Origin of the sequence: Tabrizicola flagellatus, assembly GCF_008271465.1 — a bacterium.
Classification (GTDB): Bacteria; Pseudomonadota; Alphaproteobacteria; order Rhodobacterales; family Rhodobacteraceae; genus Tabrizicola; species Tabrizicola flagellata.
Genome location: NZ_VMDU01000023.1, coordinates 1 through 26,729 on the forward strand (window position 1 = coordinate 1; position 26,729 = coordinate 26,729).

The following is a 26,729-nucleotide window of genomic DNA, read 5'->3' on the forward strand; positions in this document are numbered from 1 at the left end:
TCTCAGGTTGGGCAGACTCTACATCACAGCGAGGGAACTTCCGGGGGGCAGGTCACTTGCCTACGCGTCCTGCAACTCGGGCATTCCGTCCGGAAATCGCCAGTCGATTACGAGTTTCCTTAGCGCGATCACGTCATGGAGAAGCCGATCTGCGATTCGTATGGTTTCGTCAACCTGTTGTTTTGTAATGGATTGCTTCACTTCGAAGAGCTCACGCTCTTTGCCTTTCCCGCGCGCAAAGTAATGCGCCGCACCTAACGTTCCGTTCAGATGATCCTCGAAGTAGAAAGCACCGTGCGCAGCCAAGTTTCTCGTTTCCAGCCCGCTCTCTACGTCCGCTGCTAAGGACAGAATGCGTTCAGCAATGGTGTTTGGACAGTTCTTCGCACTGTTCCTGAATCGAGAAGGCAGCTCCTGAGTTTTGAGTTTGAGACTGACATAGCCGCGGTACTCCTCTACGGAGTGTGGGTCGATCTCTTCTGCGTGCATAGTGGTTTGCCACACGGCGAGGTCAATGTGTGCCGCGGTCTGCATGTAAGTTCCCAGATCAAGCAGGAACTGCTGCGGGAGCATGCGCTCAACGATGCTTCTCATTGATCAACCCCAACAATGAAGCAGAAAACGGCGGGCATTTGGCCCGCCGCTATGGTTGTTCAGCCTGTCAAGCGACTCAGCTGCACCCCGTCGTCGCGCCGCACGAGTTGCACTTCAGGCAGGTGCCGTTGCGCACCAGCGTGTAGTTGCCGCACTCGCCGCAGCTGTCCCCCGTGTAGCCTTGCAGCTTGGCCTTGGTGCGGGCGTCCGCCGTGCCGAGAGCGAAGGTCGAGGTCGTCTCCGAGAAGCCGGAGACGCGCGTCTCCGACAGGACCGCCGTCATCGGCGCGGCCGTGTCGGTGCCGGTGGCGAGGCCGCCGCCGAAGGCCGCGACCCCCTGCCCGCCTTGCAGGACGGTGAATTCCTGCGGCAGGCGTTTCCTCATGTAGCCGGTCGAGGCAACCTGCTTCAGCACCTCCAGCGACTTCGAGGCGGCGACCTCCGAAGGCTCGGCGATGTTGCGTTTGCCTTCCTCATCCCCGCGGCCGAGGTCGTCGAAGCTCGCGCCCTTGGGTGCGACATGGGCGAGGTCGGTACGGTCGAGGTAGGAGATCGCCAGTTCCCGGAAGATGTAGTCGAGGATCGAGGTCGCGTTCTTGATCGAGTCGTTGCCCTGGACCATGCCGGCGGGCTCGAACCGGGTGAAGGTGAAGGCCTCGACGAATTCCTCCAGCGGCACGCCGTATTGCAGGCCGACCGAGACCGCGATGGCGAAGTTGTTCATCATCGCCCGGAAGCCCGCGCCTTCCTTGTGCATGTCGATGAAGATCTCGCCCAGGGACCCATCGGCATATTCGCCGGTGCGGAGATAGACCTTGTGGCCGCCGACGATCGCCTTCTGGGTATAGCCCTTGCGGCGTTCCGGCAGCTTCTCGCGGTGGCTGCGGACGATTTCCTTGACGATCACCTTTTCGACGATCTTTTCGGCGACGACCGGGGCCTTTTCCATGACCGAGCCATTGGTCAGCGCCTCTTCGGCCTCGTCGTCGTCCTCGATCAGGGCGGCGGCAAGGGGTTGGCTGAGCTTGGAGCCGTCGCGGTAGAGCGCATTGGCCTTGATGCCGAGGGAGTGGCTGAGCTCATAGGCCGCCAGCACATCCGCGATCGTGGCCGAGTTCGGCATGTTGATGGTCTTGGAGATCGCGCCCGAGATGAAGGACTGGGCGGCGGCCATCATGGTGATGTGGGATTCCACCGAGAGGAACCGCTTGCCGGTCTTGCCGCAGGGGTTGGCGCAGTCGAAGACCTTGTAGTGTTCGGGCTTGAGGTGCGGCGCGCCTTCCAGCGTCATGGTGCCGCAGACATGGTCGTTGGCGGCGTCGATCTGGGCCTTGGTGAAGCCCAAGTGACGGAGAAGGTCGAAGGTCGGGTCGGCCAGCTTCTCGGCCGGGATGCCGAGGGTGCCCTTGCAGAAGTCCTCACCCAGGGTCCACTGGTTGAAGACGAAGCGGATGTCGAAGGCGGAGGGCAGCGCGGCCTCGATCTTCTCGATCTCGCGGGGCCCGAAGCCGTGGCCGATGAGCGACGTGTGGTTGATCGCCGGGGCCTGGCCGAGCGAGCCGTGGCCGACGGCGTAGGCGACGATCTCGGCGGCCTGGGAGGTGGAGTAGCCGAGGGCTTCCAGCGCGGCGGGGACCGACTGGTTGATGATCTTGAAGTAGCCGCCGCCGGCGAGTTTCTTGAACTTGACGAGGGCGAAGTCGGGCTCGATCCCGGTGGTGTCGCAGTCCATGACGAGACCGATGGTGCCGGTGGGGGCGATCACGGTCGTCTGGGCATTGCGATAGCCATGGGCTTCACCGAGGCGCAGTGCCTCGTCCCAGGCGGATTTTGCAAGCGCGACAAGGCTTTGGTCCGGGCAGTTCGCGTGGTCAAGGGCGACGGCCGGGACGTTCAGGCCTTCGTAGGCGCCGGTCGCATGGGCGGCGGCGCGGTGGTTGCGGATGACGCGGAGCATGTGCTCGCGGTTGCGAGCGAAGCCCGCGAAGGGGCCGAGTTCCTTGGCCATTTCCGCGCTGGTCGCATAGGCGACGCCGGTCATGATCGCGGTCAGCGCGCCGCAAAGCGCGCGGCCCTCGTCCGAGTCGTAGCCGAGGCCCATGTTCATCAGGAGCCCGCCGATATTGGCGTAGCCGAGGCCGAGGGTGCGGAAGTCGTAGGAAAGCTGGGCGATTTCCTTCGAGGGGAACTGTGCCATCATCACCGAGATTTCCAGGGTGACGGTCCAGAGCCGTGTGGCGTGGACATAGGCCTCGGCGTCGAAGCGGCCGTTCTTGTAGAAGGTCAGCAGGTTCATCGACGCCAGGTTGCAGGCGGTGTCGTCGAGGAACATGTACTCCGAGCAGGGGTTCGAGCCGCGGATCGGGCCGTCCTCGGGGCAGGTGTGCCAGGCGTTGACGGTGTCGTGGAACTGGATGCCCGGGTCGGCGCAGGCCCAGGCGGCGTGGCCGATCTGGTCCCAGAGCTCACGCGCCGAGACGGTCTTGGCGACCTTGCCGTCGGTGCGGCGGATCAGCTCCCACGGCTTGTCTTCCTTGACGGCGCGCAGGAAGGCGTCGGTGACGCGGACCGAGTTGTTGGAGTTCTGGCCGGAGACCGAGATGTAGGCCTCGGAATCCCAGTCGGTGTCGTAGGTCGGGAATTCGATCGAGTCGAAGCCCTGCCGCGCATATTGCAGCACGCGGTTGGTGTAGGTGTCGGGGATCATCGCCTTCTTGGCGGCCTTGATCGCGGCTTTCAGGGCGGCGTTCTTCGTCGGGTCGGTGGCGTCCCCTTCCGCGCCATCCCACTGGCGGATCGCGGCGAAGATGTCGTTCAGGCGGGCCTCATGCATCTTCGATCCGGCGACCAGCGAGGCGACCTTCTGTTCCTCGATGACCTTCCAGTTGATGAACTGCTCGATGTCGGGGTGATCCATGTCGCAGATCACCATCTTCGCCGCCCGCCGCGTGGTGCCGCCGGACTTGATCGCGCCGGCCGCGCGGTCGCCAATCTTGAGGAAGCCCATCAGGCCCGAGGACTTGCCGCCGCCCGAAAGCTTTTCGCCCTCGCCCCGCAGCGAGGAGAAGTTGGTGCCGGTGCCCGAGCCGTACTTGAAGAGCCGCGCCTCGCGGACCCAGAGGTCCATGATGCCGCCGTCACCCACCAGGTCGTCCTTCACCGACTGGATGAAGCAGGCGTGGGGCTGCGGGTGTTCGTAGGCCGAGGCCGATTTGGTCAGCTTGCCGGTGGCATGATCGACGTAGAAGTGGCCCTGCGACGGGCCGTCGATGCCATAGGCCCAGTGCAGCCCGGTGTTGAACCACTGGGGCGAATTCGGCGCGGCCATCTGGCGCGCGAGCATGAAGCGCATCTCGTCATAATAGGCGCGGGCGTCGGCCTCGGTGGTGAAGTAGCCGCCCTTCCAGCCCCAATAGGCCCAGGCACCGGCGAGACGGTCGAAGACCTGCTTGGCCGAGGTTTCGCCGACAAGGCGCTGATCTTCAGGGAGTTTCGCCAGCGCTTCCTCATCGGCGACCGAGCGCCACAGGAATTCGGGCACGCCCTTTTCCTTCACCTTCTTCAGGACCGCCGGAACCCCCGCCTTGCGGAAATACTTCTGGGCGAGCACGTCGGAAGCGACCTGGCTCCAGCCCTCGGGAACCTCCACGGCGTCGTTACGGAAGACGACCTTGCCGTCCGGGTTGCGGATTTCGGAAACCGTGGTGGTGAAGGCCATCGCCCCGTAGGCGCCGGTGGCTTCGCTGGTGAAGTGCCGCTCGATCTTCATGCCCCTGAACTCCTGTTTTTAGGCCAGAAACGGCCATTGGTTCTGTCAAATCGCAGGGGGCGCCGAACCGGTTTCGCAGCGTCGGGCAACAGTTGACGGATCCTGACGGTTCGCGCCGCCAAGAGGGCCGCATCCGATTTGGATGCCCTTTGTGTGGGTCGTTCTGCCTGTCCGCTGCGGCACTAGATTTAGTGGTGTCCCCTGCCGCTTTGTCAAAGTGTCGTAATCTTTGGCCTCGATCAACGCAAAAATTTCGCGTCAAAGCAGATTTTCGGCTTGACGTTTTTTCGGCCACATCACGCGCGCGTCAGGACTTGTGAGCCGGTCCGGCGCCGCCCCTTGTGGACAGGTCTGGGGACATTCTTCGCGCAGTTTGTGAACAGCGCCGGATTTTCAAGGCAACCGGCCAGCTTGTCGGCAGGACCTCAGACCCTGCCCAACACGCGGCACCAGCGACGAGCCGATTCCCGTCCAGCCCGGATTACGCGGCCTGGCGCGGCGGCCGGTTGATGAGGACGATTCCCGCCGCAACGAGGATGACCGATGCGAGAATCGATCCCGTGACGGTTTCGCCGAAGACGAGCGCGCCAAGCCCCACCGCGAGGACTGGCGTCAGGAACGAGAACGAGGCGACCGTCGCGCCCGGATAGACCGACAGAAGCCAGAGCCAGGCGATGAAGCCCCCCGCCACCACGACCGAGGACTGGAACAGCAGGCCCAGGATATGGACGGCTTGCAGGTCGCGGATCAGCGGGCCGAAGAAGGGCGCGGCCAGGAGAAGGATCGGGGCCGAGACGAGGACCATCCAGAAGAGCTGCATCTCGGGCCCCTCTGCGCGCATCACCGGGCGGCGGGCGATGAAGGCGGTCAGCGCCCAGCCCCAGGCGGCGCCCAGCGCGCAGAGATCGCCCGCGAGGCTCGCCTCGCCGGTGTCGGGGCGCGACAGGATCGCCGAGGCGCAGCCGGCGAAGGCCAGGGCAAGGCCGGCGGCCTTGGTGGGGGTGATCCGTTCGCCCAGTCCGAAATGGGCGAGGATCGCATACCAGACCGGCATGGAATACATGATGAGCGCCGAGCGGCCGACCGAGGTCAGGTCGAGCGCGAGGAAGAGGAACAGGAATTCGGCGGCGAAGAGCGTCCCGATCAGGAGGCCCGCGCCGAAAGTGGGGCGGCGCAGGCGTGGCGGGCGGCCGCGCCAGGCGAGCCAGGCCCAGACGAAGCCGATGGCCAGAAGCGAGCGCAGGCCGGCGAAGAACACCGGCTGCAAGCCGGCGTTGACCATCTTGATGAGGACCTGGTTCACGGCCAGCACGCCCTGCACGCCGAGAAGCATCGCGATGCCGAAACCGTCGAGTCGATCCTTGCGCATGTTTCCCCCTGGGCGGCGGACCCTTTTGCATTGACCGACAGCCCGGGGCAAGCAAGCATGGTCCATCTTTGGTTTTGGGTTGGGAGGTAAGGGATGAGTCTGGGCAAGACACTGCTGAAGGTCGCGATCGGTGTGGCCATCGTGAAGGGCGTGACCAGCCTGACGCAGGGAGGAACCGCCAGCGCGGATACCGCCTCGGGCCGGACCGCGGGGCGCGGCACGCCGTTCGATCCGAAGTCCGCCGGCAAGCCGGGCGGGCTTGAGGACCTGTTGCAGGATGTGCTGGGCAGCGGCACCACCTCCAGGAGCTCGACCGGCCGCCCGGCGGGCGGGGACGGCGGCGGGCTGGGCGACCTGTTGACCCAGATGTCGGGGCAGAAGCGGAGCAACCCCCGCGCAACCGCGCCGAAGGGCGGGCTTGAGGATCTGCTGGGTCAGTTGACGGGCGGCGGGACTGCGGCGCCGACGCAGACGGCTTCGGGACGGGGCGCCGCGCCGGGCGGGGTGGGTGATCTGCTGGATCAGGTGCTGGCCGACCGTCGGCCGGGTGGTCCGGTGGCGCTGCCGGAGCCGAAGCGCGAGGAGGAACTTTCGGCGGCGCTGATGCTGCGGGCGGTGATCCAGGCGGTGAAATGCGACGGGGAACTGGACGCGGACGAGAAGGCCCGCCTGATGCAGGCCATGGGCGATGCGACGCAGCGCGAGGTGCAAGCGGTGCAGGCCGAACTGCAACGCCCGGTGGACGTGAAGGGCCTGGCCCGCGCGGTCCCGGCGGGGCTGGAGCCGCAGGTCTATCTGGTGTCGCTGATGGCGATCAACCTCGACAACCGGGCCGAGGCCGACTACCTGCACAAGCTGGCCGGAGAGCTGGACCTGTCGCCGGACCAGGTGAACGCGATCCACGACCGGGCGGGCGCGCCGCGGCTCTATCGCTGAGCTTCCCTTCGCCGGTCGGGCGGTGTAGGCCGGGGGCCGCCTGACCGGAGAGAGAGATGCCCCCCGCGACCCCTGCGGCAGACAATACCCGCGCCGCGCTGATGATGGTCGCCTCGATGGCCTTCTTCGCGGTCGAGGACCTGTTCCTGAAACGCTCGGCCGAGGCCATGCCGCCGGGCCAGGTGCTGGCGCTGACCGGGGCCGCCGGGGCCTGTGTGTTCTGGGCGCTGGCGGCGGGGCAGCGGCAGGCGGTGCTGTCGCGCGAGGCTCTGCGCGGCGTTCCCCTGTGGCGGACGCTGGCCGAGGCGGCGGCGGCGATGCTGTACATCGTGGCCCTGGCCCTCGCGCCGCTGTCGATGACCTCGGCGCTGTTGCAGGCCTCGCCGCTGGTGGTGGTGGCGGGGGCGGCGCTGTTCCTGGGCGAGACGGTGGGGTGGAGACGCTGGGCCTCGATCCTGGTCGGCTTCGCGGGGGTGCTGGTGATCCTGGAACCCTGGGGGGCGGCCTTCGATCCGACCGGGCTTCTGACGGTGGCCTGCGTCGTGGCGCTGGCGGCGCGGGACCTGCTGACCCGGACGATGCCGGCACGGATCGGCACCTTCCAGGTGGCGACCTGGGCCTATCTGGGGCTGGTGCCCTCGGGTGCCCTGCTGATGGCGGGCATGGGGCAGAGCTTCCTCTGGCCGACGCCCTGGCAATGGGCCGGGCTTGCGGGGGCGCTGGTCTCGGGCCTGTTCGGCTATTACGCGGTGGTGGCGGCGATGCGGCTGGGCGAGGTCTCGGTCGTGGCGCCGTTCCGCTATACGCGGCTGGTCTTCGCTCTGGCGATCGCGATGGTCTTCCTGGGGGAGCGGCCTTCGGGCACGACGCTCGTGGGCGCGGCGCTGGTCGTCGGATCGGGGCTTTACGCCTTTGCCCGGGAACGGGCGCGCAAACGTGCTTCCCTGATCGTCTGAGCCGGGGTAAAGGGGCCGGGAGAGCACCCTTCGGCCTTGAGGAAACCACCCATGAGCACGATCATCGACATTCACGCCCGCGAAATCCTGGACAGCCGGGGCAACCCGACGGTCGAGGTGGACGTCACGCTGGAAGACGGCAGCATGGGCCGCGCGGCGGTGCCCTCGGGCGCCTCGACCGGAGCGCATGAGGCGAACGAGCGGCGCGATGGCGACGCCAAGCGCTACAAGGGCAAGGGCGTGCTGGAGGCCGTGGCGGCGGTGAACGGCGAGATCGCCGAAGAGATCGTCGGCTTCGATGCGACCGAGCAGGTCGGCATCGACCGCACGATGATCGAGATGGACGGGACGCCCAACAAGTCGCGGCTGGGGGCGAATGCGATCCTGGGCGTGTCGCTGGCGGTCGCGAAGGCGGCGGCGGAGTTCACGGCGCAACCCCTGTATCGCTATGTGGGCGGGACCTCGGCCCGCGTGCTGCCGGTGCCGATGATGAACATCATCAACGGCGGCGAGCACGCCGACAACCCGATCGACATCCAGGAATTCATGATCATGCCGGTCGGCGCCCAGGACATCCGCGAGGCGGTGCGGATGGGGTCCGAGGTGTTCCACACGCTGAAGAAGGAACTCTCCGCCGCCGGCCACAACACCAATGTCGGCGACGAGGGCGGCTTCGCGCCGAATCTGAGCTCTGCCCGCGATGCGCTTGATTTCATTCTGAAATCCATCGAGAAGGCGGGCTACAAGCCGGGCGAGGACATCTACCTCGCGCTCGACTGCGCCTCGACGGAGTATTTCAGGGGCGGCAAGTACGAGATGAAAGGCGAGGGCCTCTCGCTGAGCCCGGAAGAGAATGTGGACTGGCTGGCGAAGCTGGCCGCCGACTATCCGATCATCTCGATCGAGGACGGCTGCGCCGAGGACGACTGGGACGGCTGGAAGCTTCTGACCGAGAAGCTGGGTCACAAGCTGCAACTGGTCGGCGACGATCTGTTCGTGACCAACCCGAAACGGCTGGGCCGCGGGATTGCCGATGGCATCGCGAATTCGATGCTGGTGAAGGTGAACCAGATCGGCACCCTGACCGAGACGCTGCAGGCCGTCGAGATGGCGCATCGCGCGGGCTACACGAACGTGATGAGCCACCGCTCGGGCGAGACCGAGGATTCGACGATCGCCGATCTGGCGGTGGCGACGAACTGCGGGCAGATCAAGACCGGGTCGCTGTCGCGGTCGGACCGGCTGGCCAAGTACAACCAGTTGATCCGCATCGAGGAGATGCTGGGCGAGACGGCGGAATATGCCGGTCGTTCGGTGCTGAAGGTCTGAGGCCGGGGCCGGAATTCTTGCGAATTCCGGTCCGATTTCCGCAGGAAGTCGGGGCTTTCCGCGAGGGACGCCCCGTTCTTACTGGAAGCGGCCGGGCCGGAAATCGGCCAACAGCGGGCTGTCGTGCCCGCCCAGGATCTCGTCGGCAAGACATTCGGCCACCACGGGTGCGAGCGTCGCCCCCGAATGCATGACGGCGATCCACAGCCCCGCAACCGGCCCCTGCCCCGCGACCGGCAATCCATCCTCGGGGACGGGGCGCAGGGCCATGGCCTGCCGGGCGAAGTGGATGTCGAGACCCGGAAACAGGGTCCGGAGCCGTGCCAGTGTCGCGTTGACCACCACCGGGAAGGCCCCCAGCGCCTCGGCATGGTCGGACTGATGGCCGGCCGAGGCCGGGGTCGTCAGGCGGCCCTCGCGGTCCTGACGGACCTCCTGCTCGGGCGTGGCGAGGACCAGCGGGCAGACGGGCGGCAATGGGTTGGTGCGGATCATCAGGCCGGGGCGTGTGAGCATGGGCAGCCTGTAGCCGAGGGGCTGAAGGAGCGCGGGCGTGCCGGTGCCGGTGGCGAGGATGACCCGGTCGGCGGGCATCGGGCCGAGGTCGGTCAGGACGCCGGTCACCCGGCCCTGCGCCTCGGTCAGGTGTTGCACGGTGGCGGTGACGACCTCTGCGCCCGAGGCCTCGATCAGCGCGCGGGCGAGGATGCCGGGGTCGGCGACGCCTTCCTCGGGGAAGTACAGCGCGGTGTCCGGGACAGGGCCGAGGGCGGGCAGGCGTTCGGCCACTTGCGCGCGGGTCAGGCGGTGGACCGTATAGCCGAGGGCCGTGAGGTCGGCGGCGGTTTCGTCCTGCGCCTCGCCCGTCGCCTCGTACCAGAGGCAGCCGGGCCAGCGGGTCGGCAGGTCCGGCAGGGCCTTGGTCAGGCGGCGGTGGGCGGCGAGGCCTTCGTGGCGCAGATGGTAGTGTGCTGGGCTGAGGTAGTAGGAGGCGTTGAGCCAGCCGAAGCTGGCCGCCGAGGCGAGGCCGCCGTGCGTATGGGTGGCGACGATGGTTACATGCTCTCCGCGACGGGAAAGCTGGAAGGCCAGCGCCGCGCCGGTGATGCCTGCGCCGATGATGAGGGTTCGGGGCATGGGGGAAGGCTGGCACGGAGCGGGCAGGTTGGCAACCGGCTTCCCGGTTCGAGGGTCCTCCTGTAGGTATCGGACATGACCCTGATCCTGCTGAACAAGCCCTATGACGTGCTCTGCCAGTTCAGCCGCGAAGGCGAGCGGGCGGTGCTGGCGGATTACGTCCCGGTGAAGGGGGTCTATCCGGCGGGGCGGCTGGATCGTGACAGCGAGGGGCTGGTGGTGCTGACCGATGACGGCCGCCTTCAGGCGCGGATCGCGGATCCGAAGTTCAAGCTGGAGAAGACCTATCTTGCCCAGGTCGAGGGGGTGGTGACCGAGGTGGCGCTCGAGCGGTTGCGACGGGGTGTGGAGTTGAACGACGGCCCTACCCTGCCGGCACGGGCGCGAGCGGTGGATGAGCCCGGCTGGCTCTGGCCCCGGGTGCCGCCGATCCGGGTGCGCAAGACGGTGCCGGACGGGTGGATCGAGCTGACGATCCGCGAGGGGCGGAACCGGCAGGTGCGGCGGATGTGTGCGGCGGTGGGCCTCCCGTGCCTGCGGCTGATAAGGTGGCGGGTGGGGGACTGGACGCTGGAGGGGCTGGCGCCGGGGGAGTGGAGGGACGCATGACGGCCGAGGCGATCGTCGCGAAGCTGGGGTTGATGCCGCACCCGGAGGGCGGCTGGTATCGCGAGACCTGGAAGGGGCCGGAGGTGGGCGGCCGGGCCAGCGGAACGGCGATCCTGTTCCTGCTGAAGGCGGGCGAGCGGTCGCATTGGCACCGGGTGGATGCGGACGAGATCTGGCTCTGGCATGCCGGGGCGCCGCTGGTCCTGTCGATGGGCGTGGCGCGCGCCGAGGAGGTGCGGCTGGGGCCGGACGTGCTGGGCGGCGAGGTGGTGCAGGCGGTGGTGCCCGCGGGCTGGTGGCAGGCGGCGCGATCCACCGGCGACTGGACGCTGGTCAGCTGCACGGTAAGCCCCGGTTTCCGCTTCGAGGGCTTCGAGCTGGCCCCGCCGGGGTGGAGCCTGTGAGGGACCACCGCGCCTTTCTTGCCGCCGTTCCCGCCGACCTGCGCGAGGCGATGACCGAGCGGCGGGATGGGCCGGGTCTCCGGCATCTGGCGGGGCATCTGGGGCTGATCCTCGGCACGGGTGCGCTGATCGCGGGCGGCGTGCCGGGGTGGGGACTGCTTCTGCCGGTGCAGGGGGTGCTGATCGTGTTCCTGTTCACGCTGGAGCACGAGGCGACGCATCGGACGCCGTTCCGGTCGGTCTGGCTGAACGACTGGGTGGGGCGGCTTTGCGGGCTCTTGCTGGTTCTGCCCTTCGAGTGGTTCCGCGCCTTTCACATGGCGCATCACCGCTGGACGAACCTGCCAGGCAAGGACCCGGAACTGGCGGGGCCGAAGCCCGCGACGCGGGGGGCGTGGCTCTGGCACGTCTCGGGCTTGCCCTACTGGATCGCCGAGGTCCGGCTGATGACGCGGCTGGTCGCGGGGCGGGTGGACGACGGTTTCGTGGCCGAGGGCGCGAAAGCGCGGGTGGTGGCCGAGGCGCGGGGGATGGCGGTGGTCTATGGGCTGGCCGGGCTGTCGCTGGTCTGGACGGACCTTCTGCTCTGGGTCTGGCTGGTGCCGGTCCTTCTGGGCCAGCCTTTCCTGCGCCTCTACCTTCTGGCCGAGCATGGCGACTGCCCGGAGGTGGCGAACATGTTCGAGAACACCCGGACCACCTTCACCACCCGGGCGGTGCGCTGGCTGGCCTGGAACATGCCATACCATGTCGAGCATCATGTCTGGCCGACGGTGCCCTTCCATCGCCTGCCCGCGCTGCACGGGATGATGCGCGAGGAACTCAAGGTCACGGCCGAGGGCTATGCGGCCTTCACGCGCGACTACCTGGCGCGGCGTCCACGCTGGGCAGGGGAGCGGGCCGAATGAAATCAAGAGCTTGGCCGTGGGTATTCAGGATCTGTCAACCCTGATGGCGCGCCCGGGGGCAGAAGGTGGATGCCTCCGGCGGGAGTATTTGGCAAAAGGGCAAGCGCGGGGTCGGGTTTCCCGGATTGTGCGGGGCACAAGATCGGGGTGGCCGGCGGCGGCGGGTTCCGCTAGGTCTGCGGCATGAGCGACACCCCTGCCCTGCCCCGCGCAGCCGTTCCCGGCGGCGATACCCTGCCCGGTTTCCTGTACGCGCTGACGGCCTATCTGCTGTGGGGGTTCCTGCCGATCTACATGAAGGCGCTGGCGCATATCCCGCCGATCGAGGTGATCGCGCACCGGGTGATCTGGTCGGTGCCGATCGCGATCCTGGTGCTGTTCTGGCTGGGCCGGACGGCGGACCTGAAGGCCGCGCTGCGCAGCCCCCGGATGCTTGGCATGGCCGCGATGACGGCGGCGCTGATCAGCGTCAACTGGGGGATCTATGTCTGGGCCATCGGATCCGGCCACGCGCTGGATGCCGCACTCGGCTATTACATCAATCCGCTGTTTTCCATCTTCCTTGGCGCGGTCCTGCTGGGCGAGCGGATGGGGCGGATGCAGATGGCGGCGATCGGGCTGGCGGTGGCGGCGGTCGGCATCCTGACCTGGGAGGCGGGACGGCTGCCGGTGGTGGCGCTGGGGCTGACGCTGACCTGGGGGGCCTATGCCTATCTCAAGCGGCGGTTGCCGATCGGGCCGAACCAGGGCTTCACGCTGGAGGTGCTGATCCTGCTGGCCCCGGCGCTGGCCTATGTCGGCTGGTTGCAGGCGCAGGGCACCGGGCATTTCCTGCAAGGAGTGGCCTGGGACAATGCGCTGCTTCTGGGCTGCGGGATCGTGACGGCGGTGCCGCTGATGATCTATGCCAACGGCGCCAAGGGACTGACCCTGTCCACCATCGCCATCATGCAATACATCGCTCCGACCATGATCTTCCTGACCGCGGTCTTCGTCTTCGGCGAGCCGTTCAGCGGGGTGAAGCTGCTGGCCTTCAGCCTGATCTGGGCGGCGCTGGCGATCTATTCGCTGCCGATCCTCGCCGCACGCATCAATCGGGACGGCTGATCTGCCCACCGCCGACCAGTGCAGGCGCGCCGGTGGTGTCGGGGCCCGAGGTCGCCATCTTGCGCAACACGCGGACCGCGAGGAAGGCGAAGGCCTGGGCTTCCAGCATGTCGCCGTCGAGACCCACGTCCTCGACCGGCAGGATCGTGCAGGGGATGCGGCGGCGCAGTTCGCGCAGCATCACCGGGTTGAGCCGCCCGCCGCCCGTCACCAGGATCCGCGTCACCGGGGCCGGGAAATGGATCTGCGCCTGGGCCACGCAGGCCGCGGCAAGGGCCGTCAGTGTGGCGGCGGCATCGGCATCGGACAGGAGGTCCAGCCGCGCGACCAGATCGGCAAAGGCATTGCGGTCCAGCGACTTGGGCGGCGCAAGGTCGAACCAGGGATGGCGCAGGAAGCGCGCCAGGAAGTCCTCGTCCACCTCGCCCCGGGCGGCGAGCGCGCCGTCCTCGTCCAGCGCCTTGCCGAGCCGGACCTGCATCAGGTCGTTCAGGGGCGCATTGGCCGGGCCGGTGTCGAAGGCGAGAAGCGCGCCGGGATTTTCCGGGCCGGGCGCGGTGGGGTCGATCCAGGTGATGTTGCCGACGCCGCCGAGGTTGAGGAAGGCGAGCGGCTCGGTCGCGCCGAGGTGGCGGGCCAGCGCGAAATGGTAGAAGGGCGCGAGCGGCGCCCCCTGCCCGCCGATGGTCACGTCGGCGCTGCGGAAGTCCCAGACAGTGGGCAGGCCGAGCAGCTGGGCGAAGATCGCGCCGTTGCCGCATTGATGCGTGCCGCGCCCGGCGGGCTCGTGCGCGAGGGTCTGGCCGTGGAAGCCCAGCACCTCGGCCCCGGTGAAGCGGGAGAGGACCTCGGCATGGGCGGTCTCGACCACTTCGGCGGCGGCGGCGGTTTCGGGATCGCCGGGCCAGTGGCCGAGCGCGGCGCGGAGCACTGCCCGCTCTTCGTCCGAATAGGGCCGGTAGGCGGAGGGTCCAAAGGCATAGACCGAGTGCCCGTCGGTCTTGATCATCGCCGCATCGACGCCGTCGAGCGAGGTGCCCGACATCGCCCCCAGCGCCCACAAGGCCCCGTCCTTCCGCATCTTCCCTTGCGCCTCACGCGAAGCTATACCGCGCGACATCCTAGACCGAGGCGGCCATGCTCTACCATCCGAAATCTGACTTCATGCGTGTGATGTTCGAGCGGGGCTTTGTTGCCGATTGCACGGATTATCAGGCGCTTGACGAGGTATTGTTGAAGGGCGTGGTGCCGGCCTACATCGGCTATGACGCGACCGCCCCCAGCCTGCATGTCGGGCATCTGATGAACATCATGGTGCTGCGCTGGTTGCAGAAGACCGGGCACAAGCCGATCACGCTGATGGGCGGGGGGACGACCAAGGTGGGCGACCCCTCGTTCCGGTCGGAGGAGCGGCCGTTGCTGACGCCCGAGGCGATCGACGCCAACATCGCGGGGCTGAAGAAGGTCTTTGCCAATTACCTGACCTATGGCGATGGCCCGACCGACGCCATCATGCTGAACAATGCCGAATGGCTGGACAATCTCAACTATCTGGATTTCCTGCGCGACATCGGGCGGCATTTCAGCGTCAACCGGATGCTGTCGTTCGAGAGCGTGAAGTCCCGGCTGGACCGCGAGCAGTCGCTGTCCTTCCTGGAATTCAACTACATGATCCTGCAAGCCTATGATTTCCTTGAAATCCATCGGCGCTATGGCTGCCTGTTGCAGATGGGCGGGTCGGATCAGTGGGGCAACATCATCAACGGGATCGACCTGACGCGCCGGGTGATCGACAAGGAGATCTTCGGGCTGACGACGCCGCTTCTGACCACGAGCGACGGGCGCAAGATGGGCAAGTCGGCAAGCGGCGCGGTCTGGCTGAACGGCGACATGCTGTCGCCCTACGAGTTCTGGCAGTTCTGGCGCAACACGACCGATGCCGATGTGGGCCGGTTCCTGAAGATCTTCACCGAGCTGCCGGTCGAGGAATGCGACCGGCTGGGCAGCCTTGGCGGGGCGGAGATCAATCAGGCGAAGATCCTGCTGGCGAACCTGGCGACGGGCCTTCTGCACGGGGCCGAGGCGGCGGCGGCGGCTGAGGCGACGGCGCGCGAGGTGTTCGAGAAGGGCGGGATCGGCGAGGACCTGCCCAGGGTGACCTTGCATCCCGAGGAACTGGCCGAGGGTGTGGGGATCGTGCAGCTCTTCGTTCGGGCGGGGCTGGCGGCCAGCGGCAAGGACGCCAAGCGGCTGATCGCGGAAGGCGGCGCGCGGGTGAACGACGAGCTCATCACCGATCCCGGCCTGCGCTATGGCGCGAGCCATCTGGTCGAGCCGCTGAAGCTGACCGCCGGCAAGAAGCGCCACGCGCTGGTGGTGCTGGAGTAAGGCAGGGCGGGTGTGACCGCCCTGCCCTCAGGTCATTCCTGCACGGTGACCTTGACCATGACATCGGCTGGGGCCGAGACTTCGCCGTTCTGGCCCTCGCCGCGCTTGATCGCGTCCACGACCTCCATCCCCGAGATGACCTTGCCGAAGATGGTGTACTGGCCGTCGAGGAAGCTGGCGTCGCCGAAGGTGATGAAGAACTGGCTGTTCGCGCTGTTCGGGTCCTGGGCCCGCGCCATGCCGACCACGCCGCGCTGGAAGCTGAGCGTGTTGGTGAACTCGGCCGGGATGTCGGGTTTCGACGAGCCACCGCGCCCGGCCATGCCGAGGTCGCCCCCGGCCTTGCCGAACTGGACATCGCCGGTCTGGGCCATGAAGCCGTCGATCACGCGGTGGAAGACCACGTTGTCATAGGCGCCCTCTTTCGCCAGCGCGACGATCTGGGCGACATGCTTCGGCGCGACATCGGGCAGAAGGTCGATGACCACGATGCCGTTGGCCTGGCCCGCGACCTCGATCACCAGGTTCGGGCCGGGGCCGTCGGTTTCCTGGGCGTGGGCGGAGGCGGTGACGGCGGCCAGCGCCGCTGCGAGGATCAGCTTACGCGACATCGGCGGCCACCCTGACGGTGATCATGCGGTCGGGGTTCGCGGGAGGCTCGCCCCGGGCGATCTTGTCCACATGCTCCATCCCCGAGATCACCCGGCCATAGACGGTGTAGTTCCCGTTCAGGAAATGGTTGTCGCTGAAGTTGATGAAGAACTGGCTGTTGGCCGAGTTCACGTTCTGCGAGCGCGCGGCGCCCAGGGTGCCCCGGTCGTGCGGCAGCTTGGAGAATTCGGCCGGGAGGTCGGGATACTGCGAGCCGCCGGTGCCCGCCCGGCGCGGGTTGTAGTTGGGCGAGGCCATGTTGGCGTTCTCCACGTCGCCGGTCTGGGCCATGAAGCCTTCGATCACCCGGTGGAAGGCCACGTTGTCGTAGGCCTTGTCGCGGGCAAGCTGCTTCATCCGCTCGGTGTGCTTGGGCGCCACTTCGGGCAGAAGTTCGATCACCACCTCGCCGTCCTTCAGCGTCAGGATGATGGTGTTTTCCGGGTCCTTGATCTGGGCCATCGGGGTCTCCTTCGGGGTTCAGGTCGGGCGCGACCGTAGCGGCGGCATCCGGCCAAGGGAAGCGCAAAGCGTTGCAAGCGGTTGACGGGCGCGTGATATCGGGGGCATGTGCAGGCAGGCTTTCACGGAGGATGACACGATGCCCTGGAAAACACTGGACGAGATGGACCTTGGCGGCAAGGTGGTGCTGGTGCGGGTGGACATCAACGTGCCGATGGAGGCCGGGCGCGTCACCGACATGACCCGGATCGACAAGATCAGGCCGACGGTGGACGACATCATCGCCAAGGGCGGCAAGGTCGTGCTGCTGGCGCATTTCGACCGGCCGAAGGGCAAGGTCGTGCCCGAGATGAGCCTGTCCCATGTCGTCGAGGCGCTGGCCGGATCGCTGGGGCGGAAGGTGGTGTTCGGCACCGATTGCGTCGGCGCACCTGCCGCCGAGGCCATCGCCAAGGCCGGGCCGGGCGAGGTGGTGCTGCTGGAGAACACCCGCTTCCATCCGGGCGAGGAGAAGAACGATCCCGCGCTTGCCGCCGAGATGGCGAAGCTGGGCCAGGTCTATGTGAACGACGCCTTCTCCGCCGCGCACCGGGCGCATGCCTCGACCGAGGGGCTGGCGCGGCTGTTGCCGGCGGCGGCGGGGCGGCTGATGGAAGCGGAGCTGAAGGCGCTGGAGGCGGCGCTGGGGTCGCCCGAGCGGCCGGTCGTGGCAGTGGTCGGCGGGGCCAAGGTCTCGACCAAGATCGAGTTGCTGGCGAACCTGGTCACCAAGGTCGATCACCTGGTGATCGGCGGGGGGATGGCGAATACCTTCCTCGTGGCCGAGGGGATCGAGGTCGGCCGGTCGCTGGCCGAGCGCGAGATGGCCGAGACCTCGCGCGAGATCCGGCACCGGGCGCAGAACGCGGGGTGCCAGATCCATCTTCCCGTCGATGTGGTGGTGGCGCGCGAGTTCAAGGCCGGGGCAGAGAGCCAGACGGTGGGCGTTCACCATTGCCCGCCCGACGCGATGATCCTGGATGCCGGGCCCGAGACGGTTCGGCGGCTGGAGCAGGTCTTTGCCGAGGCCAAGACGCTGATCTGGAACGGGCCGCTGGGGGCCTTCGAGATCGAGCCCTTCGATGCCGCGACCAATGCGGCCGCGCAGGCGGCGGCGCGGCTGACCAAGGCCGGCAAGCTGATCTCGGTCGCGGGCGGCGGCGATACGGTGGCCGCGCTGAAGGCGGCGGGGGCAGCGGAGGATTTCACCTTCATCTCCACCGCCGGGGGCGCGTTCCTGGAATGGATGGAGGGCAAGGAATTGCCCGGCGTGAAGGCGCTGATGGGTTGAGGGACGGGGCCGCGGCGGCTATGCCTGCGGTGACATTCGGGAGACGGACATGACCAACGCGAAGATGACCGAACAGGTGCGGAACGGGCGCGGATTCATCGCGGCCCTGGACCAGTCGGGCGGATCGACCCCCAAGGCCTTGAAGCTGTACGGGATTTCCGAAAGCGACTACTCGGGCGAGGAGCAGATGTTCGACCTGATCCACGCCATGCGCGCGCGGATCATCAAGTCCCCCGCCTTCACCGGCGACAAGGTGGTGGGGGCGATCCTGTTCGAGCAGACCATGGACCGCACCATCGACGGCATCCCGACCGCGACCTACCTGTGGGAAAAGCGCGGCGTCGTGCCCTTCCTGAAGATCGACAAGGGGCTGGAGGTGGAAGCCGACGGCGTGCAGCTGATGAAGCCGATCCCGGGGCTGGATGCGCTTCTTGAGCGGGCGAAGAAGGCCGGGATCTTCGGCACCAAGGAGCGGTCGGTCATCAATGCGGCCAACCGCAAGGGCATCGCCGCCATCGTCGCGCAGCAGTTCGAGATCGGCCGGCAGGTGGCCGCCCACGGCCTGATGCCGATCCTGGAGCCCGAAGTCACCATCTCGATCCCCGACAAGGCCGAGGCCGAGGCGATCCTGCAGGAGGAGATCCTGAAGGCGCTGGAGGGTGTGGACGGCCAGGTCATGCTGAAGCTGTCGCTGCCCACGGTGCCGGATTTCTATCAGCCGCTGGTGAAGCATCCCAAGGTGCTGAAGGTGGTGGCGCTTTCGGGCGGCTACAGCCGCGACGAGGCGAACCGGATCCTGGCGCAGAACCACGGGATCATCGCCAGCTTCAGCCGCGCGCTGAGCGAGGGGCTGAGCGCGCAGCAGTCCGATGCCGAGTTCGACGCGGTGCTGCAGGGCGCGGTGGACGGGATCTACGCGGCCTCGATCACCTGAGACGCTGCTGCTTCTGCGCGCGCGGGGGGCTGGCGGCCCCCCGTTTGCGTTCAAGTCTTTGAGGACGGCGCGTTTTCGGGATTCACAAGCGATTCGGCTTGTGTCATGATTCGTCACAGGCCCGCATGAGACGGGCCGGAGAAGGGCGCATGTCGGCAGCACAATCGCAGCGTGGTCTTGGCGGACTGGCCTATCTGGCCTTTGTCTCGGCGCTGGGGGTCTATTTCACCTTCAACGCCGTGCAGGGCGAATACGGCATGTTCGCCCGCGTCGCCATCCATGCCGAGGCCGAGGCCCTGCGGGCCGAACGCGACCGCCTCTCGGCCGAACTGGCCAGGATGGAGAACCTGACGCACCGCCTGTCGGACACCTATCTGGACCTCGACCTTCTGGACCAGCAGGCGCGCGACGTGCTGGGCTACATGCGCGCCGACGAGATCGCCATCCGCTGAAGCGCCCCCTTCCAGCCTTGACCTGGGCGCATGGGTGCCATGCCGCGCAGCCCTGCGCGGCGGGGGAGATTCCCTTTGACCCAATAAACACCGATGCTGTATGGATGGTTTAATACTAAACCATATTCTGCACCTGCAAACTGCCTGGGAGGAGCCCGATGGCGAAGAAGCCCGAAGCGAGACCGAACGTCTCGAAGGAAGAGCTGCTTAAATATTACCGCGAGATGCTGTTGATCCGCCGGTTCGAGGAAAAGGCGGGCCAGCTGTACGGCATGGGCCTGATCGGGGGGTTCTGCCACCTCTACATCGGGCAGGAAGCGGTGGTCGTGGGCCTGGAGGCGGCCGCGAAGGCGGGCGACAAGCGGATCACCAGCTATCGCGACCACGGACACATGCTGGCCTGCGGGATGGACCCGAAGGGCGTGATGGCGGAACTCACGGGCCGCATCGGAGGCTATTCCAAGGGCAAGGGCGGCTCGATGCACATGTTCTCGAAAGAGAAACATTTCTACGGAGGGCATGGGATTGTCGGCGCTCAGGTGCCACTGGGGGCCGGGCTGGCCTTTGCGGACAAGTACCTGGGCAATGACAACGTCACCTTCACCTATTTCGGTGACGGCGCGGCGAACCAGGGGCAGGTCTATGAGACCTACAATATGGCCGAGCTGTGGTCGCTGCCGGTGATCTTCGTGATCGAGAACAACCAGTATGCGATGGGGACGAGCGTGAAGCGGTCCACCAAGTCCACCACGCTGTATGGCCGGGGCCTCGCCTATGGCATTCCGGGCGAGCAGGTCGACGGGATGGACGTGCTGGCAGTGAAGGCCGCGGGCGAGAAGGCGGTGGCGCACTGCCGGGCGGGGAATGGCCCCTATATCCTGGAGATGATGACCTATCGCTACCGCGGGCACTCGATGTCGGACCCCGCGAAATACCGCACGCGGGAAGAGGTCGAGAAGATCAAGACCGAGAAGGACTGCATCGAGCATGTGCGCGATCTGCTGACGCAGGGGGGGCTGGCCTCGGACGAGGAGCTGAAGGCCATCGACAAGGAGATCAAGGCGATCGTGAACGAAAGTGCGGAATTCGCCAAGGACAGCCCGGAGCCGCCGATGGACGAGCTCTGGACGGATATCTACGCGTAAGGGAGGGGAAATCATGGCAACCGAAGTTCTGATGCCCGCGCTGTCCCCGACCATGGAGGAAGGGACGCTGGCGAAATGGCTGGTCAAGGAGGGTGACACGGTCAAGTCCGGCCAGATCATCGCCGAGATCGAGACCGACAAGGCGACGATGGAGTTCGAGGCGGTCGATGAAGGGATCGTCGGCAAGATCCTGGTGGCCGAGGGCACGGCGGGCGTGAAGGTGAACACGCCGATCGCGGTGCTAGTCGAGGACGGCGAGAGCGTCTCTGACGCACCGAAGGCGGCACCGGTGGCGGCGGTCGCTGCGGCGGCGGAAGCGCCGGCGACGGTCGCGGCGGCCCCGGTGGCTGCCCCCCCTGCCCCGGTAGCGGCGGCGGGTTGGCCGCATACCGACCTGCCCGAAGGTCCGACCAGGACGATGACGGTGCGCGAGGCGCTGCGCGAGGCGATGGCCGAGGAGATGCGGGCCGATCCGACGGTCTTCCTGATGGGGGAAGAGGTCGGCGAGTATCAGGGGGCCTACAAGATTTCGCAGGGCCTGCTGGACGAGTTCGGCGCGCGCCGGGTTGTCGATACGCCGATCACCGAGATGGGCTTTGCCGGGATCGGGGTCGGGGCCTCCTGGGGGGGCCTGAAGCCGATCGTCGAGTTCATGACCTTCAACTTCTCGATGCAGGCCATCGACCACATCATCAACTCGGCGGCCAAGACGCTGTACATGTCGGGGGGCCAGATGGGCAGCCCGATGGTGTTCCGCGGCCCGAACGGGGCGGCGGCGCGGGTGGCGGCGCAGCACAGCCAGGACTTCGCGGCCTGGTATGCGGCGATCCCGGGGCTGAAGGTCTGCATGCCCTATACGGCGGCGGATGCGAAGGGCCTCTTGAAGACCGCGATCCGGGATCCGAACCCGGTGGTCTTCCTGGAGAACGAGATCCTCTACGGGCGGTCCTTCGAGGTGCCGACGGATGGAGATTTCACCATTCCGTTCGGCAAGGCCAGTATCCTGCGGCCGGGGACGGATGTGACGGTGGTGTCCTTCGGGATCGGCTGCTCGCACGCGATGGCGGCGGCGGAGGAGCTGGCGAAGGAGGGGATCAGCGCCGAGGTGGTGAACCTGCGGACGTTGCGCCCCATCGACTATGACACGGTGCTGGCTTCGGTGATGAAGACCAACCGCTGCGTCACGGTCGAGGAAGGCTTCCCGGTCGGCTCGATCGGCGACCACCTGGCCAGCACGATCATGCAGCGGGCGTTCGACTATCTGGACGCCCCGGTCGTGACCTGCACGGGCAAGGACGTGCCTATGCCCTATGCGGCGAACCTCGAAAAGTTCGCGCTGATCACCCCGGCGGAGGTTGTCACCGCCGTCAAGTCCGTCTGCTACAGGTAGAGGTGAGGCCATGGCGACCGAAATTCTGATGCCGGCCCTGTCCCCGACGATGGAAGAGGGCACGCTGGCCAAGTGGCTGGTGAAGGAAGGCGATGCGGTGAAGTCGGGCCAGATCCTGGCCGAGATCGAGACCGACAAGGCCACGATGGAGTTCGAGGCGGTCGATGAGGGTGTGGTGGGCCGCCTCCTCGTGGCCGAAGGCACGGCGGGGGTGAAGGTGAACACGCCCATCGCGGTGCTGCTGGACGATGGCGAGGATGCCTCGGCAGCCGCGGAGCCGAAAGCCTCCGCTGCTGCCTCCTCGTCCGCCTCCTCGGCTGTCGCCGCGTCGGGCGGCTCGTCGGCGGCCCCTGCCCCGGCCCCTGCCCCTGCGGTGGCCCCTGCGTCGGGTAGCGCGCGGGTGTTCGCCTCGCCCCTGGCGCGGCGGATCGCCAGGGAGAAGGGACTGCACCTGACGGCGGTCAAGGGCAGTGGCCCGCATGGGCGGATCGTGCGGGCGGATGTCGAGGGCGCTCAGCCTGGGGTGGCGAAACCTGCGGCGGCTCCGGTCGCGGAGGCCCCGAAGGCGGTGGCCCCTGCCCCGGCGGCGGCTCCGGCAGCGGCGATGCCGACGGGCATGGCGGCCGAGACGGTGCTGAAGATGTATGCGGATCGCGCCTACGAGGAAGTGCCGCTCGACGGCATGCGCCGCACCATCGCGGCACGTCTGACCGAGGCGAAACAGACCATCCCGCATTTCTACCTTCGCCGCGAAGTGCGGCTGGATGCGCTGATGGCGTTCCGCGAGCAGCTGAACAGGCAGCTTGAGGGGCGCGGGGTGAAGCTGTCGGTGAACGACTTCATCATCAAGGCCTGCGCGATGGCCTTGCAGGCGGTGCCGAACGCGAATGCCGTCTGGGCTGGAGACCGGATGCTGCGGCTGAAGCCCTCGGACGTGGCGGTGGCTGTTGCCGTCGATGGCGGGCTGTTCACGCCCGTCCTGCGCGATGCGGAGAAGAAGTCGCTGAGCGCGCTGTCGGCCGAGATGAAGGACCTGGCGGCGCGCGCGAAGACCAAGAAGCTTGCACCGCATGAGTATCAGGGCGGATCGTTTGCGATTTCCAACCTTGGCATGATGGGAATCGAGAATTTCGACGCCGTCATCAACCCGCCGCATGGGTCGATCCTGGCCGTGGGCGCGGGGATCAAGAAGCCAGTGGTGATGGCGGACGGGACCATCGGGGTCGCGACGGTGATGTCGATGACGCTGTCGGTGGATCACCGGGTGATCGACGGAGCCTTGGGCGCGGAGTTTCTGAAGGCCGTGATCGAGGCGCTGGAGAACCCGATGGTCATGCTGGCGTGAGGCGGTGAGGTGGGGGACTTCGCGTCCCCCCACCCCCTGCGGGATATTTCTGGACAGATGAAATTGGGGGGCTTCGGTCCCCCTTTTCTATCGGGACTTCAGTTTCTCGATGAGGGTCCAGGACCGGCGGAGGACCGTAGCGACGGTGCCTCCGACGATGATCCAGAGGGTGAAGGTCAGGGTCCAATGCGTCGCGTAGAGGGCTGAGAGGACGGTGCCAACCGTCAGGACAGCCATGCGCTGCGGCTTGGCGAGGGGGCCGGAGAAATCCGGGGGGAAGCCCTCGGCCCGACCAAGCTCGCGGATGTAGGCGGTCGCAATGGCGAGGGCTGCGGCGAGGAGGCCCAAGGCCGGGGTGTCTGCGGCGAGGCCGGCCCCGGCGAGGAAGAGGACGTCCGAGACGCGGTCCGGCGCCTCGTTCCAGAAGGGGCCGTCCTTGGCGCCACGGCCGCCCTCGATTGCGACCATGCCGTCGATCAGATTGCAGACGAGGCGGGCCTGGATCGTGGCGGCGGCGAGGATCAGGCAGAGGAACTGGAGGAAACCGCCGGTCGTGGAGAGCCAGTAGAGCGCCAAGCCGATCGCGGCGAAGGCCATGGAGGCCTGGGATATCTGATTGGGGGTCAGGCCCTTCTGCACTGCCCAGGACGAAAGGCGCGCGGCCCAGGCGGAATTGCGCGAGGTGAGGGGGCGGCGGTTCTGATCGTTCATGTCGTGGACCAGACCCAGCGGGTGATGTGGAAGAAGATGGGTGCGGCGAAGATCACGCTGTCGAGCCGGTCGAGAAAGCCGCCATGCCCGGCGATGAGGTGGCCCCAGTCCTTGATTCCCCGGTCACGCTTGATCGCCGACATGACGAGACCGCCGAGGAAGCCCATCAGCGTGATGAGGAGGCACATGCCCGCGGCCTGGAGCGGCGTGAACGGGGTCATCCAGTAAAGCGCTGTGCCGATGGCAGTGGCGGAGAGGGTGCCTCCGACCAGGCCCTCCCAGGTTTTCGATGGCGAGAGGTTGGGGGCGACCCGGGTGCGGCCGATAAGCTTGCCCCAGACGTATTGCAGGACGTCGGAAAGCTGCACGACGAAGATGAGGTAGGCGATGAGGATGACGTTTCTCCCGTCGAACCCGGGGATCTGGAGGTAGAGAAGCGCCGGGACGTGGCTAGCGCAGTAGACGCAGATCATCAGCGCCCACTGGGTTTCCGATACGCGAACCAGGAAGTCCTTGGTGGAGCCGCGGAGCGCGGAGGTCACAGGCAGGAGAAGGAAGGCATAGACCGGGATAAAGATCGAATACATCCCGTACCAGTCGGTGGCGAGAAACCAGTATTGCAGGGGAAGGATCAGGAAGAAGCAGGCGAGGAGTGACCAGTGATCGGCGCGGTTGTGGGTCGTGAGGGTGAGGAACTCGCGCAGCGCAGCGAAGGAGCACAGCGCGAAGAGGAGGACGACACCCGGCTTTCCGGCGATGAAGGCGAGCGCGAGGCAGATCACCATCACCCACCAGGCATTGATGCGGGCGTTGAGGTTCTCGATCACCGGGTTCTCGCCCGCAGGCGAGAGGCGGGCACGCAGGATCTCGCCGATGACAGATGCGGCGACAAGGATCGTGCCAACGCCAGCGAGGAGCCACAGGAGGTGCGGGGAGGTCATGCGGGCCCCTTCAGCGCGAGCAGCGCCTCACTTGCGCGGGCGAGGAAGGCCTCTTTCGTTTCGTCGGGTTCGACGTGGAGTGGTGCGCCGAAGGTCAGGGTGCAGATAAGGGGCACGGGGATGACTTCGCCCTTCGGCATCACGCGGTTGAGGTTTGCGATCCAGACAGGGACAAGGTCGACGGAGGGCCGTGCCTTGGCAAGGTGGTAAAGCCCGGACTTGAAGGGAAGAAGTGGCGCGTCAGAACTGTTGCGCTGGCCTTCGGGGAAGAGGATGAGCGATGATCCTTGGTCGAGGGCCGCAACCATCTGGGCCACAGGATCCTCGGTCCTCGCCTCGGGACGGCGATCGATGAGAACGGCGTTGAACACCTCGCGCCCGATGAAGGCGCGGAGGGGTGAGCTGAGCCAGTAGTCGAGCGCTGCGACGGGACGGGTCTGCCGTCTGAGCGGTGTCGGCAAGGCAGTCCACAGCAGGACGAAATCGCCGTTCGATGAATGGTTGGCGAAATACACACGCAGACGCGGCGCCGGTTCGATCCCCTGCCAAACGGCGCGCGGGGCGGTCATGAAGCGCGCGAAGGTCGAGATCGCCATCCCCGTCACGCGGGCAGCGAAGGCCTTGACGACGGGGATCATGCTGGGTTGGTCATTCCGACTTCAGGATCTGGTCCATGGTCAGCGCTGGTTGGGCGCATCCCGCCTTGCCGACAACCCGTGCCGGCACGCCGGCAACGGTCGTGTTGTGCGGCACGTCCTCGAGAACAACGGACCCAGCAGCGATCCGGGAGCAATGACCGACGCGGATGTTGCCCAGCACCTTGGCTCCGGCGCCGATAAGAACGCCGTCTCCGATCTTCGGGTGCCGGTCGCCGTCTTCCTTGCCGGTGCCGCCCAGGGTGACGGAATGAAGCATCGAGACATTGTCGCCGACGACGGCCGTTTCGCCGATGACGATCGAATGGGCATGGTCGATCATGATCCCCTTGCCGACACGAGCAGCGGGGTGGATATCCACGCCGAAAACCTCTGACACCCGCATCTGGACAAAGTAGGCCAGGTCAATACGCCCGGCCTGCCAGAGCCAGTGGCCAATCCGATAGGCTTGAACGGCCTGATATCCCTTGAAGAAAAGGATCGGCTGGAGGAACCGGTGGCACGCCGGATCGCGTTCGTAGACAGCCATCAGGTCCGAACGCGCCGCCGCGCCAATTTCGGGGTCACTGTCATAGGCCTGATCGGCAATCTCCCGCAGGATCTGTTCGCTCATCTCGCCCGAGGCGAGCTTGAGGGAAAAGCGGTAGGCAAGCGCGCGCTCCATCGAGGAGTGGTGCAGGAGGCCAGAATGGATGAGACCACCGAGCAGCGGCTCGTTGCGGATGGCTTCCACCGCCTCTTCGCAGACGCGGCGCCAAACGGGATCGACGGCCGTAACTCTGGTCTTGGTCTCAAGCATTGTCATGCCCTCCGGTGAGGCCCTTTCATACCACATCGGACACGACTGACGAGACGCAATTCTGTGGTGCTACCGATCACGGGCGGCAATGACGGCAACCCAGTTCCTGGTTCACGAAGTTGGCTCCCGGCCCAGGCAGCCCTTGCGAGGGCCGGAGTGTGGCTAACACGGCACCAGGATCCTTGCCGCTGCGCCTTGTCACATGGCGATGCCGATCTTCCGGAATGGTCCTGCGCCGAAACGCTGCGACACCTGGGCGACCGAGACGTCGAACGCGCCGGTGACTCCGTCCAGGGCCCGCATGGTGGACGTGTAGGTGAACTCGGGCGAGCTGACGCCATACTCGGGGCTCTGATGATGTGACCGCCCCCCGACGGCATCGATGTGCCAAGGTGGGTCTGCGAGGA

Annotated in this window: 26 protein-coding genes; 14 read left to right on the plus strand and 12 right to left on the minus strand. The window is 66.7% G+C overall.

All coding sequences use genetic code 11. From position 1 onward, the window contains the following. Positions 1-60: 60 nt before the first annotated feature. The 3 genes from FL625_RS17150 to FL625_RS17160 form a co-directional block, all read right to left on the minus strand. On the minus strand, positions 61-594 hold the full coding sequence (locus FL625_RS17150; protein WP_149589888.1) for a hypothetical protein: 534 nt from the start codon (positions 592-594) through the stop codon (positions 61-63). Between the two features lie 76 nt (positions 595-670). After that, positions 671-4,363, minus strand: coding sequence for a vitamin B12-dependent ribonucleotide reductase (locus tag FL625_RS17155; RefSeq protein WP_149589889.1), 3,693 nt, complete (start codon positions 4,361-4,363; stop codon positions 671-673). Between the two features lie 481 nt (positions 4,364-4,844). Continuing rightward, positions 4,845-5,732 carry a DMT family transporter gene (locus FL625_RS17160; protein ID WP_149589890.1) on the minus strand — a complete coding sequence of 296 codons (888 nt, stop codon included), beginning with the start codon at positions 5,730-5,732 and terminating at the stop codon, positions 4,845-4,847. Between the two features lie 93 nt (positions 5,733-5,825). Between FL625_RS17160 and FL625_RS17165 the strand changes: the two genes are divergently transcribed. Genes FL625_RS17165 through eno form a run of 3 tightly spaced genes read left to right on the plus strand, consistent with a single transcriptional unit; the run spans position 5,826 to position 8,953 of the window. After that, on the plus strand, positions 5,826-6,668 hold the full coding sequence (locus tag FL625_RS17165; protein WP_235019477.1) for a DUF533 domain-containing protein: 843 nt from the start codon (positions 5,826-5,828) through the stop codon (positions 6,666-6,668). A gap of 56 nt (positions 6,669-6,724) precedes the next feature. After that, the gene (locus FL625_RS17170) at positions 6,725-7,624 is read left to right on the plus strand and encodes a DMT family transporter (protein ID WP_149589891.1); all 900 of its coding nucleotides are present in this window, start codon (positions 6,725-6,727) and stop codon (positions 7,622-7,624) included. Between the two features lie 51 nt (positions 7,625-7,675). Continuing rightward, on the plus strand, positions 7,676-8,953 hold the full coding sequence (gene eno / locus FL625_RS17175; RefSeq protein WP_149589892.1) for a phosphopyruvate hydratase: 1,278 nt from the start codon (positions 7,676-7,678) through the stop codon (positions 8,951-8,953). A gap of 78 nt (positions 8,954-9,031) precedes the next feature. Here eno and FL625_RS17180 read toward each other — a convergent pair whose 3' ends face one another. Continuing rightward, complete coding sequence (locus tag FL625_RS17180) at positions 9,032-10,090, minus strand: NAD(P)/FAD-dependent oxidoreductase (protein WP_149589893.1); 1,059 nt, start codon at positions 10,088-10,090, stop codon at positions 9,032-9,034. A gap of 75 nt (positions 10,091-10,165) precedes the next feature. Here FL625_RS17180 and FL625_RS17185 point away from each other — a divergent pair, with 75 nt between their 5' ends. The 4 genes from FL625_RS17185 to rarD all read left to right on the plus strand — a co-directional run bounded on the left by FL625_RS17185 (position 10,166) and on the right by rarD (position 13,118). Next, on the plus strand, positions 10,166-10,699 hold the full coding sequence (locus tag FL625_RS17185) for a pseudouridine synthase (protein WP_149589894.1): 534 nt from the start codon (positions 10,166-10,168) through the stop codon (positions 10,697-10,699). Continuing rightward, positions 10,696-11,103 carry a cupin domain-containing protein gene (locus FL625_RS17190; RefSeq protein WP_149589895.1) on the plus strand — a complete coding sequence of 136 codons (408 nt, stop codon included), beginning with the start codon at positions 10,696-10,698 and terminating at the stop codon, positions 11,101-11,103. Before FL625_RS17185 ends, FL625_RS17190 begins: the two co-directional genes overlap by 4 nt. Then, complete coding sequence (locus FL625_RS17195) at positions 11,100-12,011, plus strand: fatty acid desaturase (RefSeq protein WP_235019479.1); 912 nt, start codon at positions 11,100-11,102, stop codon at positions 12,009-12,011. The genes FL625_RS17190 and FL625_RS17195 overlap by 4 nt, the downstream gene beginning before the upstream one ends. A 183-nt stretch (positions 12,012-12,194) precedes the next feature. Then, positions 12,195-13,118 (plus strand): EamA family transporter RarD, encoded by a 924-nt coding sequence (rarD, locus tag FL625_RS17200; protein ID WP_149589896.1) that lies wholly within the window; start codon positions 12,195-12,197, stop codon positions 13,116-13,118. Here rarD and FL625_RS17205 read toward each other — a convergent pair. Further along, positions 13,102-14,199 (minus strand): anhydro-N-acetylmuramic acid kinase, encoded by a 1,098-nt coding sequence (locus tag FL625_RS17205; protein WP_149589897.1) that lies wholly within the window; start codon positions 14,197-14,199, stop codon positions 13,102-13,104. The genes rarD and FL625_RS17205 overlap by 17 nt on opposite strands. A 56-nt stretch (positions 14,200-14,255) precedes the next feature. On the opposite strand from FL625_RS17205, the gene tyrS reads away from it, so the two are divergent. Beyond that, complete coding sequence (gene tyrS, locus FL625_RS17210) at positions 14,256-15,506, plus strand: tyrosine--tRNA ligase (RefSeq protein ID WP_149589898.1); 1,251 nt, start codon at positions 14,256-14,258, stop codon at positions 15,504-15,506. A 32-nt stretch (positions 15,507-15,538) separates the two neighbouring features. On the opposite strand, the gene FL625_RS17215 is transcribed toward tyrS, so the two are convergent. Then, on the minus strand, positions 15,539-16,117 hold the full coding sequence (locus FL625_RS17215; RefSeq protein WP_149589899.1) for a peptidylprolyl isomerase: 579 nt from the start codon (positions 16,115-16,117) through the stop codon (positions 15,539-15,541). Then, positions 16,107-16,619, minus strand: a complete 513-nt coding sequence (locus tag FL625_RS17220; protein ID WP_149589900.1) for a peptidylprolyl isomerase — start codon at positions 16,617-16,619, stop codon at positions 16,107-16,109. Before FL625_RS17220 ends, FL625_RS17215 begins: the two co-directional genes overlap by 11 nt. A 139-nt stretch (positions 16,620-16,758) precedes the next feature. Between FL625_RS17220 and FL625_RS17225 the strand changes: the two genes are divergently transcribed. The 6 genes from FL625_RS17225 (at position 16,759) to FL625_RS17250 (ending at position 23,215) form a co-directional block, all read left to right on the plus strand. Beyond that, positions 16,759-17,949, plus strand: coding sequence for a phosphoglycerate kinase (locus tag FL625_RS17225; protein WP_149589901.1), 1,191 nt, complete (start codon positions 16,759-16,761; stop codon positions 17,947-17,949). Between the two features lie 49 nt (positions 17,950-17,998). Further along, positions 17,999-18,883 carry a fructose bisphosphate aldolase gene (locus tag FL625_RS17230; RefSeq protein WP_149589902.1) on the plus strand — a complete coding sequence of 295 codons (885 nt, stop codon included), beginning with the start codon at positions 17,999-18,001 and terminating at the stop codon, positions 18,881-18,883. Between the two features lie 149 nt (positions 18,884-19,032). After that, a complete protein-coding gene (locus tag FL625_RS17235) occupies positions 19,033-19,335 on the plus strand; it encodes an FtsB family cell division protein (RefSeq protein WP_149589903.1) in 303 nt (100 codons plus the stop codon). Between the two features lie 158 nt (positions 19,336-19,493). Next, positions 19,494-20,480, plus strand: coding sequence for a pyruvate dehydrogenase (acetyl-transferring) E1 component subunit alpha (gene pdhA, locus FL625_RS17240; protein WP_149589904.1), 987 nt, complete (start codon positions 19,494-19,496; stop codon positions 20,478-20,480). A gap of 13 nt (positions 20,481-20,493) precedes the next feature. Further along, positions 20,494-21,870: a pyruvate dehydrogenase complex E1 component subunit beta gene (locus FL625_RS17245; protein ID WP_149589905.1), complete on the plus strand. Its 1,377-nt coding sequence runs from the start codon at positions 20,494-20,496 to the stop codon at positions 21,868-21,870. Positions 21,871-21,880: 10 nt separating this feature from the next. Further along, positions 21,881-23,215, plus strand: a complete 1,335-nt coding sequence (locus FL625_RS17250; RefSeq protein ID WP_149589906.1) for a pyruvate dehydrogenase complex dihydrolipoamide acetyltransferase — start codon at positions 21,881-21,883, stop codon at positions 23,213-23,215. A gap of 87 nt (positions 23,216-23,302) precedes the next feature. Here FL625_RS17250 and FL625_RS17255 read toward each other — a convergent pair whose 3' ends face one another. From FL625_RS17255 to FL625_RS18435, 5 genes are all read right to left on the minus strand, one after another. Then, positions 23,303-23,926 carry a CDP-alcohol phosphatidyltransferase family protein gene (locus FL625_RS17255; RefSeq protein ID WP_149589907.1) on the minus strand — a complete coding sequence of 208 codons (624 nt, stop codon included), beginning with the start codon at positions 23,924-23,926 and terminating at the stop codon, positions 23,303-23,305. Further along, on the minus strand, positions 23,923-24,867 hold the full coding sequence (locus FL625_RS17260) for a phosphatidate cytidylyltransferase (protein WP_149589908.1): 945 nt from the start codon (positions 24,865-24,867) through the stop codon (positions 23,923-23,925). Before FL625_RS17260 ends, FL625_RS17255 begins: the two co-directional genes overlap by 4 nt. Further along, positions 24,864-25,505: a lysophospholipid acyltransferase family protein gene (locus FL625_RS17265; RefSeq protein WP_149589909.1), complete on the minus strand. Its 642-nt coding sequence runs from the start codon at positions 25,503-25,505 to the stop codon at positions 24,864-24,866. The genes FL625_RS17260 and FL625_RS17265 overlap by 4 nt, the downstream gene beginning before the upstream one ends. A 10-nt stretch (positions 25,506-25,515) precedes the next feature. Continuing rightward, complete coding sequence (gene cysE, locus FL625_RS17270) at positions 25,516-26,322, minus strand: serine O-acetyltransferase (RefSeq protein ID WP_149589910.1); 807 nt, start codon at positions 26,320-26,322, stop codon at positions 25,516-25,518. 198 nt (positions 26,323-26,520) lie between these two features. Further along, the coding region (locus FL625_RS18435; protein WP_235019480.1) for a hypothetical protein at positions 26,521-26,729 on the minus strand (209 nt) is incomplete at its 5' end.

Coding starts and splice junctions, on each gene's coding strand:
- FL625_RS17265 (WP_149589909.1), bottom strand. CDS start 25,505: ATGATCCCCGTCGTCAAGGCCTTCGCTGCCCGCGTGACGGGGATGGCG.
- FL625_RS17220 (WP_149589900.1), bottom strand. CDS start 16,619: ATGGCCCAGATCAAGGACCCGGAAAACACCATCATCCTGACGCTGAAG.
- FL625_RS17160 (WP_149589890.1), bottom strand. CDS start 5,732: ATGCGCAAGGATCGACTCGACGGTTTCGGCATCGCGATGCTTCTCGGC.
- rarD (WP_149589896.1), top strand. CDS start 12,195: ATGAGCGACACCCCTGCCCTGCCCCGCGCAGCCGTTCCCGGCGGCGAT.
- tyrS (WP_149589898.1), top strand. CDS start 14,256: ATGCTCTACCATCCGAAATCTGACTTCATGCGTGTGATGTTCGAGCGG.
- FL625_RS17190 (WP_149589895.1), top strand. CDS start 10,696: ATGACGGCCGAGGCGATCGTCGCGAAGCTGGGGTTGATGCCGCACCCG.
- FL625_RS17250 (WP_149589906.1), top strand. CDS start 21,881: ATGGCGACCGAAATTCTGATGCCGGCCCTGTCCCCGACGATGGAAGAG.
- FL625_RS17150 (WP_149589888.1), bottom strand. CDS start 594: ATGAGAAGCATCGTTGAGCGCATGCTCCCGCAGCAGTTCCTGCTTGAT.
- FL625_RS17230 (WP_149589902.1), top strand. CDS start 17,999: ATGACCAACGCGAAGATGACCGAACAGGTGCGGAACGGGCGCGGATTC.
- FL625_RS17260 (WP_149589908.1), bottom strand. CDS start 24,867: ATGACCTCCCCGCACCTCCTGTGGCTCCTCGCTGGCGTTGGCACGATC.
- FL625_RS17225 (WP_149589901.1), top strand. CDS start 16,759: ATGCCCTGGAAAACACTGGACGAGATGGACCTTGGCGGCAAGGTGGTG.
- FL625_RS17185 (WP_149589894.1), top strand. CDS start 10,166: ATGACCCTGATCCTGCTGAACAAGCCCTATGACGTGCTCTGCCAGTTC.
- FL625_RS17180 (WP_149589893.1), bottom strand. CDS start 10,090: ATGCCCCGAACCCTCATCATCGGCGCAGGCATCACCGGCGCGGCGCTG.
- FL625_RS17215 (WP_149589899.1), bottom strand. CDS start 16,117: ATGTCGCGTAAGCTGATCCTCGCAGCGGCGCTGGCCGCCGTCACCGCC.
- FL625_RS17255 (WP_149589907.1), bottom strand. CDS start 23,926: ATGAACGATCAGAACCGCCGCCCCCTCACCTCGCGCAATTCCGCCTGG.
- FL625_RS17170 (WP_149589891.1), top strand. CDS start 6,725: ATGCCCCCCGCGACCCCTGCGGCAGACAATACCCGCGCCGCGCTGATG.
- cysE (WP_149589910.1), bottom strand. CDS start 26,322: ATGCTTGAGACCAAGACCAGAGTTACGGCCGTCGATCCCGTTTGGCGC.
- FL625_RS17165 (WP_235019477.1), top strand. CDS start 5,826: ATGAGTCTGGGCAAGACACTGCTGAAGGTCGCGATCGGTGTGGCCATC.
- FL625_RS17235 (WP_149589903.1), top strand. CDS start 19,033: ATGTCGGCAGCACAATCGCAGCGTGGTCTTGGCGGACTGGCCTATCTG.
- eno (WP_149589892.1), top strand. CDS start 7,676: ATGAGCACGATCATCGACATTCACGCCCGCGAAATCCTGGACAGCCGG.
- FL625_RS17155 (WP_149589889.1), bottom strand. CDS start 4,363: ATGAAGATCGAGCGGCACTTCACCAGCGAAGCCACCGGCGCCTACGGG.
- FL625_RS17245 (WP_149589905.1), top strand. CDS start 20,494: ATGGCAACCGAAGTTCTGATGCCCGCGCTGTCCCCGACCATGGAGGAA.
- FL625_RS17205 (WP_149589897.1), bottom strand. CDS start 14,199: ATGCGGAAGGACGGGGCCTTGTGGGCGCTGGGGGCGATGTCGGGCACC.
- pdhA (WP_149589904.1), top strand. CDS start 19,494: ATGGCGAAGAAGCCCGAAGCGAGACCGAACGTCTCGAAGGAAGAGCTG.